The organism is Psychrobacter sp. UBA3962 (assembly GCF_002385225.1).
Classification (GTDB): Bacteria; Pseudomonadota; Gammaproteobacteria; order Pseudomonadales; family Moraxellaceae; genus Psychrobacter.
The window spans coordinates 149,205-169,643 of the sequence record NZ_DGDC01000020.1 but is presented as its reverse complement, the minus strand read 5'-3'; the positions used below and the strand labels follow the sequence as shown (position 1 = coordinate 169,643).

Below are 20,439 nucleotides of genomic sequence, written 5' to 3'. Positions count from 1 at the left end.
ATGCTATCTATATACTCAGTGATAACTTCATCTATAAACCAAGTTTGAGGTCTGCCATGCAACACCCCTTAAAACCCAATCATTTAGCAAAGCGAATTGATCATCAAAAGTCTGCAGCGTCTTCCTTGCCTAAGTCTTTATCTGAAAAATGCTCTGAGCTGAATTTATTAACCCAAGAGATGAAAGCTTTAATAGGAAGAGGACTACCAGAAGAGATTCTAAAATCATTGTGGGTAGTCAAGTATGAAGAAGGTCAGTTGGTGCTTTCTGTGCAGTCTCAAACTGCAGCAAACCATCTTCGATACCAGTCAAACAACCTAATTAATATACTAAAAGAACAATCTCTTACATTCAGCGTACTAAAGAATATAGATGTAATCGTTACTTACCCTGCTTCGATTGACCACTTAAATGAAAATCAGAATTACTCAAATCTGCATTCAAATCAATCGAATTTAACTCTTAGTAAGGGCGGAAGCCATAATAAACGTGGCCTCACCGAAACAACGAAAAGAACTATAACACACACATTAGAGCATGTCATTAAAGATGAACGCCTGAAAGCTTCGCTGAAACGGCTAACAAAACCCAACTAAATCCTTTCTATAATGTTTTATTATGTAAACAAGCGTGGTGTTATTGGTAGACAATGTTTGGTTTTTAAAACTGGCTCCGTAAAAACAACCAGATTTCTCATTTAATCTATGACTAGTTTTTATTGATTGAGCCCTTCTAAGTATTGAAAATGTTTGGATTGTGCAAGTTTTCATTAATTTTTGATAAAAAAAAGCGAAACCTAGGTTTCGCTTTTTTTTATCTTTCCACAATGTTGCTTTAAACCAAAAAATAATTTAAAAAATGGCTAAAATATTTTCGTTTTCCACTTGATTTTTATATTTTATAGTCAATTGCAAAATCAGTTGTGTCATAAATTGTTACAATTTCAAAGTTTTCAGGGTCGCTATACACTGCTCTTATCAGTTTATTGTTCAAAGCATGCCCTGATTTGTAGGCTGAGAACTTGCCGATTAGGGGATATTTTGCCAAATATAAGTCGCCAATAGCGTCTAAAATCTTATGACGTACAAATTCTTCTTTATGACGAAGCCCTTCTTTATTAACTATACCTTTTTCATCAAGCACAATAGCGTTGTCTAAACTGCCCCCTAAAGCCAAGTTGTTATTCTGTAGGTGTTCAATATCGCGCATAAAGCCAAAGGTTCTGGCATTGCCCACATTGGCAATATAATTGTTAGTAGAAAACTCAAACAAGTAGTGCTGTGTGTCTTTAGGGATGCCTGGATGATCGAATTCAATTTGAAAGTCTAGACAAAAGCCTGGATAAGGCTCTAATTGCGCTGACTTGTCGCCCTCTTCTACTTTTACTGTCTTTAATATTTTCAAGAATTTCTTGGGGGCTGACTGCTCTTCAATTCCTGCCTGTAATATTAAGTCCACATAGTTTGCAGCGCTACCATCCATTATGGGTATCTCTGCATCCGAAACTTTAATAAGTACGTTGTCTATCCCAAGTCCTGCTAAAGCACTTAACAAGTGTTCTACAGTGCCAATCTTGACGCCATCTACTACTAAATTAGAGGACATGACGGTATCAGTAACTAAGAAGGCATCTGCAGCAATTAAAGGAGCATTGTCTATATCAGTGCGTAAGAAATGTATGCCACTATCGACATCAGCAGGCTCCAAAATTAAGGTGACATCCTGTCCACTGTGTAGACCCACACCGACTACTTTAATAGGCTGTTTTAAAGTGCGTTGTTTCATAAAGTTGATACTCTTATTACTTAACGGTTTTTAATTAATTTTTTTCACTTAATTGTTTTCTATTCAATTATTAGTTGCCTAGATTAGCACTGCCAATTCAATGAGAGAATTTTAACACAGTAGCTAGTGAAGATAGCTTATATAGGGTCATATTTACCTTAGTCCATAATAATTACACATAAAAAAAGCCAAGCTTAAGCTTGGCTTTTTACTATTACAGCTTTTTGTGCTATTTAAAACAACTAACTTAAAGCGATTAACGGTTCTGTTGACGCTTTAGATAATCTTGAATGCTGTTGGTCTTCGTAGCAGCAGGCTGTGAAGTCCCTGCAGTGCTCGCTGGACTGGCTGGTTGCTGCGGCTGAGGCTGTGATTTTTGCTGTGCATGGAAAGCACTGGTATGCGTTGAACGATCAACAGTATGAGCACTCGATGCAGAAGGCATTGGCTGAGGCGTCTCGCTATCATCTAAAGTTAAACCCGTAGCGATAACCGTCACATGCAAGTCTTCGCCTAGTTTTTCATCAATCACAGTACCAATGAAAATATTGGCTTCTTCAATATCGGTAATATCATTTACTACTTCAGTAATCTCGTTCAGCTCATCTAAGGTTACTGATTCAGAAGACACAACGTTTACGATTAGACCCTTAGCATTTTCTAAAAGTAAGTCATCTAATAATGGTGAGCGAATGGCTTTTTCAGTAGCCTGACGCGCACGGTCTTCACCACTGGCACGGCCAATACCCATCATTGCATGACCTTTGGCTGTCATTGCAGTGCGAATATCGTTAAAGTCAATATTGATCACACCTTCACTAGAAATTGTTTGAGCGATACCTTGCACCGCATGCATTAATACGTCATCTGCTTTTTTGAAGGCATCTTGCATAGAGATATTGCCATAAACTTTAAGCAGCTTGTCGTTAGGAATGGTAATGATAGAGTCGACAAAATTAGACAGCGCATCGATACCGGCTTTGGCTGCCTTAATACGCTTACCGCCTTCAAATTTAAAAGGAGTGGTAACCACGCCCACAGTTAAAATTTCCATTTCTTTAGCGATACGAGCAACCACAGGTGCAGCACCTGTACCAGTACCACCCCCCATACCCGCAGTGATAAACACCATGTCTGAGTCTTCAAGTAGCTTGCGGATAGCGTCTTCATCTTGTTCTGCAGCCTCACGACCCACTTCAGGGTTTGCGCCAGCACCAAGACCACGGTTAGTTTGTGCACCAAGTTGCAGCTTATTTTCAGCAGTTAGTCTATCTAAAGCTTGTTTATCGGTGTTTGCACAAACAAAAGTCACCCCTTTAACACCTTGTTGAACCATATGCTCAACAGCGTTACCGCCGCCGCCACCTACACCAAAAACTGTAAAGCGGGCTTGACCATTGTTTAAATCGTGGCCATTGCTAGCCATTGTGTACTTAGACATTATCACTCCTTGAGGCCATCTGCTTAGTTAGGTTACTTATTCATAAGTACTAACCAATAATGACTGTGAAATATGAAATTAATATAGTGAGAAATTATATTATGCTTTTGAAAAAATTACTCAAATTGTGTTTGAGGGTGCTAAATCTATTAGGCCTATTCACCTCTAATGCTTCTGGTGAACTTTTTTCACTGTGCTTAAACTGTTCGCTCTGACTGTATAACAAGGCACCATAAGCGGTCTGCAAGGCACGCTGTCCCACCCGCAAATTCAGCTCTTTAACCTTGTCATCATCACCAAAATGAGTATAAGCTGTAATGGCATCATGTGGATTACTCATAACCACAGGCATCTCAAGCAAACGCTTCGAGAAGCGTACCATTCCACGAATCTGACTACCGCCACCCGTTAGAATGACACCACGCTGCAGATAATCCATTAAGCCTTCATCAGCCAATTTTTGGAAAATAATCCGATAAATTTCGATATAGCGAGCTTCAATAATTTGAGCCAACTGTAACATGCTGATGGTTGCTTCATCAGCCATACCTACTCTTGCAAAAGTCTCAAACCTAGTAGGATCTACGTCACGAGTATCTACTGTTCCTCTCTGAATTTTCAGCTTTTCAGCTTCCATCATAGTGAGGTTCAACTCAGCAGAGATATCCATAGTTACCTTATTACCACCCTCGGCAATACAGTGAGTAAAAATAAGCTTGTTTTCGCGATACACACAGATACTAGTGCTACTGGCTCCAATATCTATTAAACAAACCCCTTGCTCACGTTCTTCAGGCATTAAACTATATTCAGCACTTGATACGGCATCGAACAACATGTGATCAATACTTATATCACACGCCTGAATTAACTTTTGGATATTCTGTCGACTGGCTACTGGCATCATCATTAAATGATACATGACAGTAACTTTGTTGGCGTACATGCCAATGGCATCATCTACCATCTGCTCTTGGTTGTCTAAAAAGATACCTTGTTGGCAATGATGCATAAGATAATGAGTATTAGGTAAAACACTAGCTTTGGCCAAACTTAGAGCCTTGACGATATGCTGAGTTTCTACCACACCTTGCTCGACATCGACTGCCCCAAAGCCATTATGGCTTAAAAGCTCAGGGGTTGATAAGGTCAACCAAACACTGTGAATACGGCAGTTAGCCATTTCTTCGGCTTGGATAATGGCTTGACGAATAGAGCTTTTTAGGCGATCAAAATGCTTAATCTGACCTTGCTGAAAATCTTCAGTAGGTACCTCACCAACGCCCTTAATACGTATATCTGTTGCAGAGACAACATTGCCCACCACGACATAAACTGCAGTGGCGCTTAAATGAATGACGGCGAGAAGATTTTCAGATTTACTCATAAAGTTTAAAGCATATATGTATGTACTGTGCGGGATAATTAGTATAAAACTATACTAATCACCCATAAATAAAACAGTAAGGTTAAGTTGGATTTCTCTCTAAATATCACTATGAGCCTATACAATATATTAGCTAATTACTAAGTTAAATAAACAATAGACCTTACTGTTTTTCATCTATTTTAGCCAATACATTTCAAGTTCAAGTTACTAAATAAAACCGCTTCAAATCATCTTTGAGGCGGCTTTAAATTAAAGTGGTATCTCACTTTCTTCAGCACTTGCTTCCTGCTCTGCTGTTTCCGATGGTTGTTCTACTGTACGATCAGGCTGCGATTTTTTATCTTCTACAACAGAAGCAGTGCTAGTCGTCTCTTCTACCTTTGCTTTCCAATCAATGACAAAGCCATTTTTATAACGTAGGTCAGCAGCAGCAATATTCTCTTTTTTATCTGCCAACTGGTTTTGTAAAAGTTGGCTCAAGTTCATAAGTTTTTGGGAGGTATGTTCGTTATCTACGATAATACGCATCCCGTTATTAAATTTAATAGCCCAAGTCATACGCGGCGTTAATACCAGATCTTCTACTTGCATCTCTAGCGGAGCAAACCACTGATTGACCTGCTGCATTTGCTGCATAATCAAAGTTGACTGATCGGCGTCTCCTTGCAACATGATCAGTCCGGGTTGCAACAGTTCAGACTCACTGACAGGTTTGTATACCTTACTTTGTGAATCAATTAGATGCTCACTGCCAAATCGTGCTATTGCTTCTCGCGGCAAAGCAGTGATAACAATACCTTCGCCCCACTTGCGCTCAATATCCACTTGGCTAATCCAATCCTGCTGCATCGCACTGTCTTTCAGCTCTGGAAGTATAGCGGTAAAGAAGCTACCTGCTTCTTTTTTTTCCATAACCTTATTTAAGGTTTCATACTGAGCGGCATCAAGATTCTTAGTATTCACAACCACTTTTGCAGGCTGCGAGTTATAAATCCTATTTGATACTACGAAAAAAATAGCAACAAATAAAACTACTGTAAGAGTAATCCACATGTTGGCGGATAGGTATTTACTTGGGTTCAGCGCAGTTTTATTCACAGAAGCAGCCGTAGTATCCATTTTTGTCTAATAACTCACAATTGTAACGTATTTGCTCAAGCAGCGATAGCAGCTAAGTTTGGTGAGCATGTATCAATTTATGACAGAATATGACACAACCAGTAATATGAGCCCTAAAATGGTCATTCATAACATCATAATGGCTCAAACCATCGCTCAAAACCTGTCTCACTGATAGAGTTGAAGTCCAGTACTGATTGATATCAACTACCCAACAGCTCCCTCTACCCTCTTATCAACTATAAGGTTTGAGCAAGAATGTGCCAACAAAGATCTTCAAAGTCCATACCACGTGCTTTGGCTGCCATAGGCACTAAGCTGTGGCTAGTCATTCCAGGCACTGTATTTATCTCTAATAACCAGAAATTACCCTCTTCATCCTGCATCGCGTCTACTCGGCCCCATCCTTCAGCGTTCACCGCTTTAAAGGCTGCTAGACTTAGCGCTTGCAAATGAGCTTCTTCTTCTTCTGATAAACCACAGGGGATATGGTACATCGTATCATTGCGATTGTACTTGGCCTCATAATCATAGAAGTTAGAAACATCGGCAGGCTGTAGGCGAATTACTGGATAAGCTTCATCATCGATAATCACGATAGTGAACTCACGGCCTGTAATCCATTTTTCCGCCATAACCACATCACCACACTCTGAAGCTACCTCATAAGCTTTCGGCAACTCATTTAGAGTGTTGACCTTACTCATACCAATACTTGAGCCCTCATGAACCGGCTTAACCATCAAAGGCAAACCCAAAGCACTAACTACTTGCTGCCAATCGGTGTCTTTATTTAACACGGCAAAAGGAGCGGTGGATAGCCCACAGCCTTGCCACAACTGCTTAGTGCGAACTTTGTCCATGCCAATAGCTGACGCTAGAACCCCTGAGCCTGTTTGCGGAATCTGTAACCAGTCAAGTAGCCCTTGAAGCTGACCGTCCTCTCCTCCACGACCATGTAACACGTTAAAGACACGATCGTAATTCTTCAGCTCAGTAACGTCCTGATCTTTTGGATCAAAATGAGTAGCATCCACACCTTGTGACTGTAAAGCTTTTAATACCGCACTGCCACTGTCTAAGGAAACGGCACGCTCGTTACTATTACCACCATAGACAACAGCAACTTTACCAAAAACACTAGGGTCCTTAGCAGCTGTATTGGCCTGAGAAGAAGCATTATTTACATTTGAGTTGGCAACAGATTGAGTCATAGTTATCGGCATCTTAAACAGTTAGGGTTATGGCAAATAAATAGGGTTGTAGCAAATAAAATCATTGTGAACTGCGAGACAGAGCGCACGCAGCCCACTTTTTAAATTGTATAGGTTAAATAGTATAGGGAAAATTAGCTTTAAAGCCTAATAATAATGGTTACAAATTAAATATAAAGATCGTTGGCAGCCAACTCTTGGCAGAGCTGACCGACATTACCAGCCCCTTGAGTGATTAATATATCACCCGCCTTTAACACGCGCTGCATGGCTGGTGCTAATTCTTCTTTATCAATCACCATGGGCTCTACCTCACCACGCAAACGAATACTACGAGCTAAGGACTTAGTATCGGCACCAACAATGGGCGTCTCCCCAGCACTATAAACATCCAGTAGCATCAGTTCATCTACTTGTGATAACACAGCCACAAAATCATCATAGCAGTCGCGAGTACGAGTATAACGGTGTGGCTGGAATAACATCACCAGACGGCGCTCAGGATAGCTTGCGCGGGCAGCTTTAATAGTGGCGGCAACCTCTACGGGGTGATGGCCATAATCATCAATTAACAGCACATCACCATCATCTTTTTTGACACAAGCTTGCTGCTCAAAGCGGCGACCTACCCCAGCAAATTTAGCCAAGGCTCGTTTAATGGCTTCATCATCAACGCCTTCATCGGTCGCCATCGTAATTGCCGCTAAGGCATTTAGCACGTTATGCTGACCGGGAATATTTAAGGTAAGCTGTAATGGCTCATGGTCTTTACGTAATACGGTAAAGTGGGTTTTGGTACCTTCCACACGCACATCTGTAGCTTGAACATTATTGTGTGGCTCAAACCCAAAAGTCAACACAGGGCGACCGATATCATCGATCATGGCGTACAACTCTTTGTCATCGCCACAGACCACTGCCAGACCATAAAATGGCATGTTTTGTAAAAACTGAATATAAGCAGCTTTCAGCTTATCAAAGCTATTGCCATAAGTTTCCATATGATCTTGGTCGATATTGGTGACAATGGCTGCCATTGGGTGAAGCGTTAAAAACGAGGCATCAGACTCATCGGCTTCTGCAATTAAATAACGGCTCTCCCCTAGTGACGCATTCTTACCAGAAGCATTTAATTTACCGCCGATCACATAAGTGGGGTCTAATCCCGCTTCAGTCATCATCATGGTCAACAAACTAGTGGTTGTGGTCTTACCATGAGCACCAGCAACGGCAATACCATGACGATAGCGCATTAATTCACCCAGCATATCTGCACGACGTACTACCGGAAGCTGAGCTTTCAGAGCTGCTTGAATTTCAGGGTTTTCACGATCAATCGCAGAAGACACCACGATGACATCCGCGTTTGCAATATTCTTAGAATCATGGCCAATAAAGACGTTGATCCCTAAGCTCTGTAATCTTTTTGTGACCGCACTTTCTTTGATATCTGAGCCACTTACCTCATAGCCTTGGTTTTTCATTACCTCGGCAATACCACACATCCCTGCCCCGCCAATGCCAATAAAATGAATGCATTTAATACGACGCATTTCAGGAATTTCAATCAATCTTTTACGCAGATGTGGCTTTGACATAAATATCTCTTTATTCTAATAAGTAAAACGAATTTCAAGCTGTGACTGTTCACAGACTAATTTTGTTTTTTTCGGCTAACTAAGGAAGGAGCAACTTATTTACTGATTTGATTCCAAATGAAGTCGGCCGTGATGGTCGTAGAGCCTGGATTGGCTAAAGCCTTACCTTTTTCCGCCATTTTTTTGCACTTTTCCCGATCCAGATCTAACAAGGTCTGTGCTAAATACTCTGGTGTTAGTTTACTCTGCGGAATCAGATAAGCCGCATCTTCAATAGCTAGAGAGCGTGCATTAGCGGTTTGATGGTCATCTACTGCATGAGGTAGAGGGACAAAAATAGCGGCTAGGCCCACATTTTGAACTTCAGTAACAGTCAAAGCCCCTGCTCGACACACTATCACATCAGCCCAAGAATAGGCATCGGCCATATTATCAATAAAAGGTTTAACCGTAACATCGTGCAGCGCTCTGTTTACTGGGCCATAACTGTTTTGGGTACTTGCTAAGTTATTGCGACCACACTGATGATAGACTGCAATCGGCTTGTCTATTTGTGTCAAAGCGGCAGGTACTGTGGTATTTAAAGCCTCTGCTCCCAATGAGCCGCCGACCACTAACAGCTTTAAAGGGCTATCATCATTGAGATCATAGCGCTCTTCTGGTCCAGGTATATTGCAGATAGCTTCACGCACTGGGTTACCCACAGTTTCAAGCTTAGGATTATCTGGGCTGTTGCTATCACCGAAAGTATTAGGAAAAGCTTGAAGTACTTTGGTAGCCAACTTCGCCAAGTAGCGATTACTCATACCAGCGATGGCGTTTTGCTCATGAATGATAAGAGGTGTACCGGTTGCTTTTGCTGCCAATCCCCCTGGCGCACTCACATAACCGCCAAAGCCCACCACAACATGGATGTTATTTCTTTTAATAATTCTGATGCTTGCTAACATGGCTTGAGACAAAGTAAGAGGCATTTTCAAAATTCTGCCAATCCCTTTACCGCGTAAGCCTTGCATGTCAATGGTATGAAACGTATAGCCTACCGGGCGAACCAAATCATTTTCCATGCCCTGTGGGGTACCAAGCCAGTGCACGATAGCGCCTCGCTTGGTCAGCTCTTCTGCTACAGCCAATGCTGGAAATACGTGTCCCCCTGTTCCTGCCGCCATCATCAATATGTTTGGAGCAACATTTGCGGCCTTAGTAGGCACGCTATCTTGATGCGTATTATTTACAGCAGGGGTCTCAGACACAGCAAAATCTCCTAGATTTTTGATATAAAATAGGTCTACATGAAGGTGAAAAAAATCATAGCATAAATAATAAGCTTAGGCGATGATGTGCTTTTTGTAAGGCTGCTTATTGTACAACAAACAATAAGGCTTTTACTAAGGATATCATGGCAATTTTCATCAGATTAAACCCTAGAAAAATAGCACAAAAAAACCAAGCCACGAACAAGTCGTAGCTTGGTAACATCTTTGGTCAATAGTCAGTGATATCTATGCTCGCTATTGGCTCAGTCATTACTGTAAAAAAGTACATACCACAACAACCTATCACTTTGTAACTAACCTGAACCAATAGCAAATGAACTAATAGCAAATCTTGGCTTAACTACCGACCTCTACGTTATAATCTGGTCCATCTAACTTTCAATGTATCAACTCTAACGGCGTTTTAGAGTACGAGTTTTACCTATAAAAGAAACGCCTTTATAGCCACGTAACTTTAAGGTATTACCATTTAACTCAGCTTTACCCGAGAAGGTCATACCAGTTTCTGGCTCAATGCCTTTACCACCCTCATACTTATTAGGATCTTTTGGGTCTGCTTTAAGATCCCAAAGTACGGTAGCTCCCGTTAGAGGCTTGTTTTTATACTTACCTTTACAGGTATCACAAACCGTCTTATTAGCTGCACGAGGGTCTAGCACTTCTACAATTTTTGCAGAAAGCTTACCATTACTCTCACTAAACTGGATCACCGCATCAGGCTTACCGCTATCGTTATAGGTAGTCCACTTGGTGTTATTTAATTGGTCTGCAGCACTGGCACTAAAACCAATAGCCAAGCCTGCCGTCAATAAAAGAGATTTTGAAAAAGTTTTCATAATAGCTCCAGTATTCATAATACTTCCTTGTATCAATATAATTAGAAACTCAATAAAACTAGTATTAATAACTGTTAAAAACTGGGCTGTATAAGGCTAAAGAACTAATCTAAGCTAAAAAACGTCTAAACTAAGAAACAGAAAAAAATCTTTTCTAAATAATTTAGCGGCTCCTCAGCTAGTCAATAACAGTTGGTAATAAAAGTAATCATAGTCAACTGTAGCAAAAAATCAATGTATTTGTCACTAAAGCTTTAATTAAATTGTTATATAAACTTAACTTTATATTGCCACATTCTTTCTATTACATTTTTTAAAGAGCAGTATCTGGCTTTATAAATTTATGACTTTACTTTGTTTTCAATAGCAATAATCAAGTCTGTGGCAATATCAGTACCGCATTGATCATTAATTTCACGAATACACGTGGGACTAGTGACGTTAATTTCAGTTATTTTGCCACCAATAACATCTAGGCCAACAAACATCAGTCCTTTTTCTTTAACAATAGGAGCCACTTTTTTTGCCACAGCCATTTCTGCTTCAGTAACAGGCATGGCTACCCCTTGACCACCAGCAGCCAAGTTACCGCGAGTTTCGCCTTTGGTTGGGATACGGGCCAAGCTAAATGGCACAATTTCACCATCAACGATTAAAATGCGTTTATCACCTTCTTTAATTTCGGGCAAATAGCGCTGAGCCATAATGGGCAATGTCTCAAGCTCTGTTAGCATCTCAAGAGTCGCGCCAATATTTGGGCTGTCGGCTGTTAATCTAAATATTCCTGTTCCGCCCATGCCATCTAGAGGCTTAACGATAACGTCTTGTTGTTCAGCAATAAACTCACGAATATGAGACTGCTTACTGGTCACAATGGTTGGACTCATTAAGTCACTAAACCAAGTGGCAAATAGCTTTTCATTACAGTCACGAATGGCTTGGGGATCGTTGACTACTAACACACCCGCTTTTTTGGCATGATCGAGCATATAAGTGCTATACAAAAAACGCATATTAAATGGAGGGTCCTTACGCATTAGCACCACATCATAATCGGTAATCGGCTGAGTTACTTTATCTTCTAAACTGTAAAAGTCCTGTGGATCACGGCGCACTGTCACTTTCTGAGCATCTACTTTAAGCTCACCTCTATCTAACCACATATCATGAATTTGGCAGTAGCCTAAACTATGGCCACGATCACTGGCAGACCACATCATGGCCAACGTTGAATCCTTTTTATAATTGACGGTTTCAATAGGATCCATGACCACTAATATATTAAGTGGTTTATTATTTGACTGTTGACTCATGATAATTTACTCCGCTTAAACTGCCTCTGACAGACAGATAGATACTTATAGTTATAATAAAGGTGAATATAATAAAGATAGTTATAATAAAGCTGCCAACCTAAGATTGACAGCTTGAGTATAAAAAATTGACAAAAAATGATAATAGCGATACAAAGTTCTGATCAGCTAACTCATTACTGGCTTAAACGCCGTATTGTTCGCGGTAATGACGCATTTTGGCCAACTGACTTGGCTCTCCATGTTTTGCCACATAATCAATGATGTCATCGATATCGACTAAGGCTTGGACAGGCACTTGTAGGCTTTCTGCCAACTCTTGAATAGCAGACTGTTCGTTTTGACCACGCTCTTTACGATCCAGTGCCACAATAATACCAGCCACTGTCGCACCCGCCGCACTCAGAATTTCTACCACCTCTCGCATTGCTGTCCCAGCAGTGATCACATCATCTAATACCCAGACAGCTTTTCCACTAACGTCAGCACCGACTAGGTTCCCGCCTTCACCATGGTCTTTGGCCTCTTTACGGTTATAACCCCAGCGCGCATTTATGCCATGATTGTTCCATAGAGCTTGAGCGGTTGCTGCCACAAAAGGGATACCTTTATAAGCAGCGCCAAAGATAACCAACTCATCACTCTGAGACTCTTTGACTTGCTCTGCCAAAGCTTGGGCATAACCATTAGCCAATAGTGATAGAGTTTCGCCAGTGGCCAATAAACCAGCATTAAAAAAGTACGGGCTGATACGACCAGATTTAAGAACATACTCACCAAACTTTAAAACATCATTAGATAAAGCCAGTTGAATGAAATCACTGCTACTAAATGTGCTAGTTGAAGGAGGGACTGCCATGAAGAATCCTATAGAACCAATAAAATTTATGTTAACTTTCAGCTCAACAAAGCCTCGCTAAGCCAAAAGCCCTGACCACGAAATCGATTAAATTAAGGCCGGTATTATAGCGGTTATAGTGCGTTAATGCAGGTATAGATAAAGGGGTTAAGACCAACCATTAATATAATAGCTACTGAGGTTGGGGTATCGAATAAATAATGAGGATTGAGAGGAAACGTTAATATAGATGGCTTGGCCTAAATTACCACTAGTCTCTCCCTTATTATTCACAGTAGAAGCTGACGAGTGCTTACTGGCATGAACCACATCAAAACCTAGATAGCTAGCAGCCACCACAACATGACCCTCAAACAATCTAATTTGTCGATACTGTTTTTCAAACTGGGGATGCTCATTACATTGGCTTAGAACGTAGCTGCGCATATGCTGGCATATCTGCTTCGCGGTTAAACTACGATTAATACTTTGACGTGGCTGGCACTGTTTTAGGATGTGTACAGCGGCACTACAGGCCAAAATATCCGTAGTTAAACTATCAACTTCATTATCGAAGCGCTCAGGATATAAGATAGCCTCCCAGCTAGGCGCAAATAAATCATTGATCATCTCTGGCATGGCTGCAAATAAGCTACTAATACTAGTATCGGTTATTGCCGGCTTAGTGCTAATTAATTTTTGAGAGTCACTACTCCTTTTATCACTATTACTTTTAAAGCCATAGCGAGTCAAAGTGGGGTATTTAGCACAAACCTGATAAATATCAGATAAATCCAATAAGGACATCTGAGTCAAAGGAGATAAAATCTTTGCCTCACTATTGGATTTAGGCTCAAAAAACTGATTGGGCAGATTAATTAAACCGCCCAACTGCAATAAATCTAAATGTGAAGCAAGCTCAGGGGAGGCAATGAGAGCCCACATTGAGGCTTCATCGACCTTTTTTTCTTTAGTAGAAACATTGTACATCGACAATAACTTACCCAAGCTTTGTTGATAACGAGGGGCAGGCTCGGGGATATCAGTCAGAGGGCGATCAGGATTTAAAGTCGCCATAGATGAATGAAAATTAGGATGTCTCATTCCGGAATACTCAATTTGATTTTGTAATAAAGACTGAGCGATTAAGTCTTCGTTATCAGTATATTTGAAACTGTCCGTTCGCAAGTTACCCTCTTTAATATTATATATATTTCCCGACTATAATACGTGCTTTTTAGACAATGGGATATTGGAAATTACAGCCCTTAGCGTCTATAAAAAAGTAAGCCGTTATCTCACTGCCCTCTACCTCTATTTAGATTGATTTTAAAATATAGCTATAGCCACTTTGCCAATCGGGAAATTGTAACCAGTCACGGGGAATATTACTATGCAGGCGCTTACCACTGAGGTTATGGCCATCGGTACCAGGTTTGGCAATCGGTGCAGTACTGTTTAATTGCTCAGCCAACCAAGTAGTTATTTCAAAGGAGGTCACAGGTGCATAGTCTGTGGCTAAGTATACCGGCTTTAAGCCATCACCCTCTTCTAGCATCAGCACTTGTATAATGATATTAACCAAATCACTATCCATAATTCGATTGGTCCAGTCATATAAAGGTATCGGCTCTTTTTGCTGCTCTCTTGCTTTACGCACCCGCATCAATCGCTGCTCGCCATAGATACCACTAGGACGGATAATCACCGCTCGCTCACCATAAGCTTGCTGTAATACCTGCTCTGCTTGCAGGATATATTGAGAAGCTTCTCTTTTGGGCAATTGTGGCTCAACGGTTTCATCTATCCACTGTCCTTCGTCTTGACCATAGACCCCAGTGGATGAAATAAACACTACCCTTGTTAATTGTGGCAGTTGGTTTTGTAACCTAGCAATGTGCTGCGCGATTCCCAAATAAGTGTTTTTATAATTCTCAGCATCATAGTTATTAGGGGCCACTATTATTGCAATATGAGTGAAGTCTTGAATCTGCTCTACAGTTAACTTTAGTGCATCAGCTTGAAGAAAATGGGCATGTTCATTTAAATCATAAGCTTGACGTTCCCTTCTTGCCAAGCCTGTCACTGGCTTTTGCGCTTTCGCTAGGGTGTTGGTGACTTTAAGTCCTATGTCACCTTGTCCGATGATCAAAAAGTTCGGACTCTTAGGGTTGGAAGAGTTTACTGATGAAACCTGACTCATTATTTTTATCCTTACTATAATATCTTGTTTTTCTACAATTCGGTTTTAACTGTATTAAAGGATAACACAATTAGAGGGCGTCATATTTTGACTATCACTTAAATTTATAACGGTTCTCGTAGCCAGTTAATCGTTTGGTCTAAAACCCGTTTATCGCTAAGCAAAGCCATATGGCCAATGCCATAGAACACTGCTTTGTGCTCCTCGGGCACATCCAAGCTATGATCGCCTATATGTTCACCCAAAGCCGAATGGATATTAACCAGCCCATCTCCTAGCAAATAATTTACTTTAGAAGTATCTCCTTCTTCACTTAAACTTGCCGCCAAAAAATATGCCGCTATATGCTCAGGCAAAGGCGTAAAGTGACGCTCACTATCTGGCAACACACTGCGTGTTGCAAGCGACTGCCAATCTTCATCGCGGATACTACCGTGACGCAAATCTATAATACCCGTACTGCGTATATCTCCGAGTTTACCTAAGGATCCGGCAAAAGGTAGTTTGCTAATGGTTTGCTGAACAGTGTTACCAATGCGCTCAAGTACCGCACCATGATGTGGTGTGCCCAAAGTAATTAACTTTTTGGTTTTCTCTACCCACTGCTGTTGGGCTTGTTCTCCATAATAAAGCGCACTACGCGATACCAAGCCGCCCATACTATGACCGATTAAAGTAATTTCACTAATGTCTGGATGGGCAGCGGTTAATTGCTGTAATAACGCTGAGAATTCACGGCCATTGGTTGAGATGCGTCGTCCGGTATTATAATTAAGATAAAGCACGCTAGTCTCAGGTTGCGCCTTTGCAATTCTCTGACCTAGCCCCTGCTCATTAGTCGGTTGCCAATTGATATAACCCATGCATAGACCATGCAAAATAATAACCACTTTTCCTGACAAAACTTGGGTTTGGCTCTCCTGATTTAATTTGGCTATAGGTTGGCCTTCACTTCTATAAAGCATCATTGGCAAGGCAAGCGGGTTGTTTTTATTCTCTAAATGATCGCCCATAACCCCGTTAAGAACATCAACCAATTGATGTAAACTATTTGGCAAGGGCTGCTTAGTTTTAGGACCCAGAAAATGGTTGGATTTATGCATAGCAAAAGCCAAGCCTTGACCCACCAACAAGGTGATGCCTCTGACCATGCCATAGACTCGACTGCTAATACTGTGACGCCAAAAGTCGCCATATTTATGGTTTAGCAGTCCAATAGGACGCAGGACGATTTCACGGTGTATCGCCTCGACAAGAGCGGTGGTCTCTACCACCCCAAGTATGCTAAGTTGACTTATTCCCGCTAAAAAGTCATAAACAGAGAGAGTCTCTGCTAGTAATGGCTCATTATCACTCTTAGCTTGGCTATTAGAGGGCATAGTTTGGGTCATAGTAATCACTTCCATATGGGTAGACTTTATACTACTACGTGTCACTGCCTATGCCTATCTTTAAAAAAGTAAGCAAAAGCATGCCTCCTAAAATGGAGACGTCGCTTTAAAAATAGGTCACATAGGCCAGCTGCACATCTTCACGACCATTAATTTTATCTTGGAGCTGATAACTGCCCTTTATCCGAATGGCTTTGTTTTTATCTAAGTCATATTGCGCGCCTAGACTCAAGACGGGCTGCCAATAGCTGGTTTTTACTTGGTCATTATCAGAGCTACCGTGATACCAATAAGGTACCTGAACCTCGCCTATTAATCGAGCGTTATGGTTCAACTGATAGCGGCATCCTAGGTTCACGCCAGCACCGACTCGGTAACCCTTACTTAGCCCCTTACCTACTTGTGCCAAGCCGTTACCAAAGGCATAACATAAATGTGGCGGCAATTGTCCTGAACCTGCTTCAGGATTACCAAAGGCGGCTGATATCCCTTTTTCATAGCCAAAGCTACCAACCAAGTGGCTACTGTCTGGATCTGAACTACGAGTATCATTGTTCATATGTGAGCCATCTTTGACTTGAATGGCCTGTAAGTTAACTCCCCAACTCGATAATAATGAATCGCCTTTTCGTGCGGTATTTATAGGATTAAAGGAACGTCCTCGAAGTATGGTCAGCTCTTGAAGCTCAAGCCGATTATGGTTGCCTTTGTCTTTTTCATCATCACCATAAGCTCTTATTTCGACGATGCCTGCCTCTAGATGGAAGTTCTGCGGATAGCCACTGGGACGATCTAGTGGGCCATTAAATCCCCCGCGATAAGCCAAGCTTAAATAACCGGTGTCATCTTGGGCGCCAGCACCCACGGTAATACGCTGCAATGAGTGAGCATTTAGGGGGTTATTATCAACTGGGGTTAATTGAGTGGGAACCAACTGATGATTGGCATCAATACTACTGCTAGGTAAACTCGTCAGTTGCGGGTTATTGAGCTTCGCCTGCGCTAAAGTAGCATCAGCAGGAAAATAGCTTTGTTGATTAATTAAGCCTTCTTTTTGCAGCAGACGAATTACATCTGAGGGAACCACAGCTAGAGTAAACTCGTCAAGCAAATTACCTTCAGGACGGACCACATCAATATAACGCAATATCTCCGAGGCACAGTTATCAAGCGTAAAGTAGTAAGGCAGCTCTAAGTCTTTGGTCTCATACACGTGACGCATAATTTGCTCAACTTCTGCATCCGTTAGCTTCAGCTCATAAGTCCAAACATCTCGGTTGTCTTGTTGTAGATAATCTGCCAACTTCTGTGGATAAGGCTCAATAGTAATATCGTTGGGATAGCCGCCAAATGCAGAATTAACAGCATACATTATAAAAGAGTCATCTGGGTTGCCAGCCACGGTATCATTAAGGGCATGAGCCTTATCAATGGCTTTGGGGTCAGCAAGGCTTGCTGCCGAATCAATCAACATTAGGGTATGACCAAAGGCTGAGACGGGGCGATCAGGATATTCCTCTGCGAAGACTACTGACAACTTTTTAGGATCAAGCTTTTGGAGCCAAGTGTCAAAATCAGGACAATCAAATTTTACCTGCTCTAACCCTAGCTGTTGTTTCAACCAATAAGTGCGCGCTGGAAAACGGCAGGCCACACTGTCATTACCATCTTTACCCTGCTCAATTGTGGCTGTAATAAAAGCCTCTAGCTCTGCTTGAGGATCGCTCTTCCCTTCCTTACTAATAAAGAAATCTGCATTGCTAATTTTACTTTTATAGGCTGATGACAGGCTTTGCCCCTGTTTCTTATGAGCCGTTTCTTGATAATAATGCAGTCGTAGCCAACTGGGATGAGTGGCCAGTTTTTTTTGTTTCGCCAAGGCGATTAGTTGCTGTTTTAATTGAGCCTGATCAGAATTAGCCGCCACTGCCGTATTAGCACTGATATTTGATTGAAGAGTGCTACTGTCAGTGTCTGTGCTTTGGGCAGCCTTGGGCTCTTGAGCATAAGCAGATACCCCTAAGCTCAAGCTGGCCATTACGCTAGCCGTGGCCAAATAATTGGCGGTTTTTTTCACGCCATACCAGGCTGTTTTTGGGATTACAGCAGATTTGTCAGATAACATGGTTTACCCTATTATTAATTGCGTATAATGAACAGGCTCAAGCTAATGTCGCCTAATGACTTTATAATAACACGCCCCCCACTTAAAGCCATTGACTACGACCTATATTAGACTGCTTAATACCGCTTATGACAGCAAATATAGCTGCCCCATTTCTTTCTTTTTATAAAATAATGACTTATGAAAAAAACACTTTTCAAATCTGAAACAGCTCCCAATCCTGAACCATTAGCTATCCAATCAGGGCGCTTAACCCAAGCGACTTGGCTGGCCTCTCCCAACTTTAATGCTCGTCCAGAAGAGACTGATATTAGTGCTATCGTAATTCACAATATCAGTTTGCCTCCTGATGAGTTTGAAAAGACAGATGCCAGTGGGCTGCATTATGTCAAAGCCTTTTTTACCAACACTCTGGACTGGGAAGCGCACCCCTACTTCAAAACCATTGAAGGTATGGAGGTGTCCGCTCACCTATTTATTGAGCGTAGTGGCGAAGTCACTCAGCTGGTAAACTTTGAAGACAGAGCTTGGCATGCCGGCCGCTCAAGTTATCTTGGCAATCCTGAATGCAATGACTATAGTATTGGAATTGAGCTAGAGGGCTCCGACCACCAACATTTTACTGAGCAACAATACACGGCTTTGGCCAATGTGATCGCTGCTATATATCAAGCGTACCCCAAGACACATCGCCATCTAACAGGACATAGTGATATTGCTCCAGGACGAAAAACTGATCCCGGTGATTTCTTTGAATGGGATAAGTTACGCGACCTAGTTAGCCAAATTACTGCTTAAACCTAAGGCCATGCCCCGCTTCTGGTAGATTAATTAGACAAATTTATTTGCTGTAATAGTCTCTGACACTGCAAAATAACTGGCAAATCAACCATCACCCCCTCAATGGCAAAAATACTGTCACCGGTTTGTTGATAATGCTCGATCACTTTTTTGGCAAAAGCCAGCTGACTCTCACTGGCTTTAAAAGCACGGTTAGCAATGTCTACCTGAAGCGGATGAATGCATAGCATCCCTGAAAACCCTAAATCAGACGCGTAGCCTGCGGTTGCCTCCATCGCCGCTATATCCTTAAAGTCAGCATAAATACTTTCTATCGGCGCTGAAAGATTATAAAGCTTACTTATCAGACGCATCTGAATCCGTAGTTGTATAAAAAAATCTTGCTCTGCTTTTGAGCCCGCTGTTAAATCAAGCTCATTACTGATGTCCAACCGGCCATAACTTAGGGCAACTAACCCCTCACTTTGAGCAATGGCGTCTAGCTGACTGATTCCTACAGCTGATTCTATCTGAGCCACTATCGGCAACTTTAATGACTGAAACACGGACTCAATTTGTGCAGCCTTAGTTACTTTGGGTAATACAATCCCCTCAATAACATCATAACTAGCCAATGACTCACATAGCACTAAATCCTCCGCTAGATGCACATTATTATTAAGTCGCAACCATAAACCACTAGCCCTTACGTTTTCATCTTTAGCAGTAGGCTTAATTTTATCGTTATTAGATTGTGTCACATACTGTGCAATATGATCTCGAGCTTGAGGCTTATCTGCTGACTCTACCGCATCTTCTAAATCGATAATGACGGCATCAGCCCCACTATTAACCGCTTTATCAAAACGCTCTGGCCTAGTCGCTGGAACAAAAAGCCAACTGCGGGGCATCCCCCAAAATCCACTCGACTTTTTAAGAGAGTTTTTATCTTGTTCATCCATCAGCATTGAGGGAGTTGTGTTAGTCATTATCCATTCCTTTGCTATTTAAGTAGTAGCTCTCAGCTTAAACCACAGATTATTTATTACAGTTATAAATTCATCTAAGCGCTACTTTCCATCACAATTTCACTAGCCAGTCCCGTTATCTTATCTAGATAATGCTATAA

Annotated in this window: 17 protein-coding genes; 2 read left to right on the top strand and 15 right to left on the bottom strand. The window is 41.5% G+C overall.

The window, feature by feature from the left end:
* The first annotated feature begins 56 nt into the window (after window positions 1-56).
* Window positions 57-596: a DciA family protein gene (locus B3S92_RS05530; RefSeq protein WP_296203588.1), complete on the top strand. Its 540-nt coding sequence runs from the start codon at window positions 57-59 to the stop codon at window positions 594-596.
* A gap of 295 nt (window positions 597-891) precedes the next feature.
* Here the strand turns inward: B3S92_RS05530 and lpxC are convergent, their stop codons facing one another.
* The 14 genes from lpxC to B3S92_RS05460 all read right to left on the bottom strand — a co-directional run bounded on the left by lpxC (window position 892) and on the right by B3S92_RS05460 (window position 18,530).
* On the bottom strand, window positions 892-1,785 hold the full coding sequence (gene lpxC / locus B3S92_RS05525; protein ID WP_296203586.1) for a UDP-3-O-acyl-N-acetylglucosamine deacetylase: 894 nt from the start codon (window positions 1,783-1,785) through the stop codon (window positions 892-894).
* Window positions 1,786-2,041: 256 nt separating this feature from the next.
* Window positions 2,042-3,226 (bottom strand): cell division protein FtsZ, encoded by a 1,185-nt coding sequence (gene ftsZ / locus B3S92_RS05520; protein WP_296203585.1) that lies wholly within the window; start codon window positions 3,224-3,226, stop codon window positions 2,042-2,044.
* 94 nt (window positions 3,227-3,320) lie between these two features.
* Window positions 3,321-4,613, bottom strand: coding sequence for a cell division protein FtsA (gene ftsA / locus B3S92_RS05515; RefSeq protein ID WP_077451576.1), 1,293 nt, complete (start codon window positions 4,611-4,613; stop codon window positions 3,321-3,323).
* Window positions 4,614-4,865: 252 nt separating this feature from the next.
* Window positions 4,866-5,735 carry a cell division protein FtsQ/DivIB gene (locus B3S92_RS05510; RefSeq protein ID WP_296203582.1) on the bottom strand — a complete coding sequence of 290 codons (870 nt, stop codon included), beginning with the start codon at window positions 5,733-5,735 and terminating at the stop codon, window positions 4,866-4,868.
* Between the two features lie 239 nt (window positions 5,736-5,974).
* Window positions 5,975-6,961, bottom strand: coding sequence for a D-alanine--D-alanine ligase (locus tag B3S92_RS05505; RefSeq protein WP_296203579.1), 987 nt, complete (start codon window positions 6,959-6,961; stop codon window positions 5,975-5,977).
* A gap of 155 nt (window positions 6,962-7,116) precedes the next feature.
* The gene (gene murC / locus B3S92_RS05500) at window positions 7,117-8,547 is read right to left on the bottom strand and encodes a UDP-N-acetylmuramate--L-alanine ligase (RefSeq protein ID WP_296203578.1); all 1,431 of its coding nucleotides are present in this window, start codon (window positions 8,545-8,547) and stop codon (window positions 7,117-7,119) included.
* Window positions 8,548-8,642: 95 nt separating this feature from the next.
* On the bottom strand, window positions 8,643-9,719 hold the full coding sequence (gene murG, locus B3S92_RS05495; RefSeq protein WP_296203633.1) for an undecaprenyldiphospho-muramoylpentapeptide beta-N-acetylglucosaminyltransferase: 1,077 nt from the start codon (window positions 9,717-9,719) through the stop codon (window positions 8,643-8,645).
* A 497-nt stretch (window positions 9,720-10,216) separates the two neighbouring features.
* The gene (locus B3S92_RS05490; RefSeq protein ID WP_296203576.1) at window positions 10,217-10,660 is read right to left on the bottom strand and encodes a DUF2147 domain-containing protein; all 444 of its coding nucleotides are present in this window, start codon (window positions 10,658-10,660) and stop codon (window positions 10,217-10,219) included.
* 341 nt (window positions 10,661-11,001) lie between these two features.
* Entirely contained in the window at window positions 11,002-11,973 is a 972-nt protein-coding gene (gene gshB / locus B3S92_RS05485) for a glutathione synthase (protein WP_296203574.1), read from the bottom strand.
* Between the two features lie 184 nt (window positions 11,974-12,157).
* Entirely contained in the window at window positions 12,158-12,832 is a 675-nt protein-coding gene (pyrE, locus tag B3S92_RS05480) for an orotate phosphoribosyltransferase (RefSeq protein WP_296203572.1), read from the bottom strand.
* Window positions 12,833-12,979: 147 nt separating this feature from the next.
* Window positions 12,980-13,999: a hypothetical protein gene (locus tag B3S92_RS05475; RefSeq protein ID WP_296203569.1), complete on the bottom strand. Its 1,020-nt coding sequence runs from the start codon at window positions 13,997-13,999 to the stop codon at window positions 12,980-12,982.
* 130 nt (window positions 14,000-14,129) lie between these two features.
* Entirely contained in the window at window positions 14,130-15,014 is an 885-nt protein-coding gene (locus tag B3S92_RS05470) for an NAD-dependent epimerase/dehydratase family protein (protein ID WP_296203567.1), read from the bottom strand.
* Window positions 15,015-15,118: 104 nt separating this feature from the next.
* Complete coding sequence (locus B3S92_RS05465) at window positions 15,119-16,405, bottom strand: esterase/lipase family protein (RefSeq protein WP_296203565.1); 1,287 nt, start codon at window positions 16,403-16,405, stop codon at window positions 15,119-15,121.
* A gap of 106 nt (window positions 16,406-16,511) precedes the next feature.
* Window positions 16,512-18,530: a DUF4105 domain-containing protein gene (locus B3S92_RS05460; RefSeq protein ID WP_296203561.1), complete on the bottom strand. Its 2,019-nt coding sequence runs from the start codon at window positions 18,528-18,530 to the stop codon at window positions 16,512-16,514.
* 180 nt (window positions 18,531-18,710) lie between these two features.
* Between B3S92_RS05460 and ampD the strand changes: the two genes are divergently transcribed.
* The gene (gene ampD, locus B3S92_RS05455; RefSeq protein WP_296203560.1) at window positions 18,711-19,328 is read left to right on the top strand and encodes a 1,6-anhydro-N-acetylmuramyl-L-alanine amidase AmpD; all 618 of its coding nucleotides are present in this window, start codon (window positions 18,711-18,713) and stop codon (window positions 19,326-19,328) included.
* A gap of 29 nt (window positions 19,329-19,357) precedes the next feature.
* Here the strand turns inward: ampD and B3S92_RS05450 are convergent, their stop codons facing one another.
* Window positions 19,358-20,299, bottom strand: coding sequence for an HpcH/HpaI aldolase/citrate lyase family protein (locus B3S92_RS05450; protein WP_296203558.1), 942 nt, complete (start codon window positions 20,297-20,299; stop codon window positions 19,358-19,360).
* Window positions 20,300-20,439: the final 140 nt, after the last annotated feature.

Coding starts and splice junctions, on each gene's coding strand:
- B3S92_RS05530 (WP_296203588.1), top strand. CDS start 57: ATGCAACACCCCTTAAAACCCAATCATTTAGCAAAGCGAATTGATCAT.
- lpxC (WP_296203586.1), bottom strand. CDS start 1,785: ATGAAACAACGCACTTTAAAACAGCCTATTAAAGTAGTCGGTGTGGGT.
- ftsZ (WP_296203585.1), bottom strand. CDS start 3,226: ATGTCTAAGTACACAATGGCTAGCAATGGCCACGATTTAAACAATGGT.
- ftsA (WP_077451576.1), bottom strand. CDS start 4,613: ATGAGTAAATCTGAAAATCTTCTCGCCGTCATTCATTTAAGCGCCACT.
- B3S92_RS05510 (WP_296203582.1), bottom strand. CDS start 5,735: ATGGATACTACGGCTGCTTCTGTGAATAAAACTGCGCTGAACCCAAGT.
- B3S92_RS05505 (WP_296203579.1), bottom strand. CDS start 6,961: ATGCCGATAACTATGACTCAATCTGTTGCCAACTCAAATGTAAATAAT.
- murC (WP_296203578.1), bottom strand. CDS start 8,547: ATGTCAAAGCCACATCTGCGTAAAAGATTGATTGAAATTCCTGAAATG.
- murG (WP_296203633.1), bottom strand. CDS start 9,719: ATGATGGCGGCAGGAACAGGGGGACACGTATTTCCAGCATTGGCTGTA.
- B3S92_RS05490 (WP_296203576.1), bottom strand. CDS start 10,660: ATGAAAACTTTTTCAAAATCTCTTTTATTGACGGCAGGCTTGGCTATT.
- gshB (WP_296203574.1), bottom strand. CDS start 11,973: ATGAGTCAACAGTCAAATAATAAACCACTTAATATATTAGTGGTCATG.
- pyrE (WP_296203572.1), bottom strand. CDS start 12,832: ATGGCAGTCCCTCCTTCAACTAGCACATTTAGTAGCAGTGATTTCATT.
- B3S92_RS05470 (WP_296203567.1), bottom strand. CDS start 15,014: ATGAGTCAGGTTTCATCAGTAAACTCTTCCAACCCTAAGAGTCCGAAC.
- B3S92_RS05465 (WP_296203565.1), bottom strand. CDS start 16,405: ATGACCCAAACTATGCCCTCTAATAGCCAAGCTAAGAGTGATAATGAG.
- B3S92_RS05460 (WP_296203561.1), bottom strand. CDS start 18,530: ATGTTATCTGACAAATCTGCTGTAATCCCAAAAACAGCCTGGTATGGC.
- ampD (WP_296203560.1), top strand. CDS start 18,711: ATGAAAAAAACACTTTTCAAATCTGAAACAGCTCCCAATCCTGAACCA.
- B3S92_RS05450 (WP_296203558.1), bottom strand. CDS start 20,299: ATGACTAACACAACTCCCTCAATGCTGATGGATGAACAAGATAAAAAC.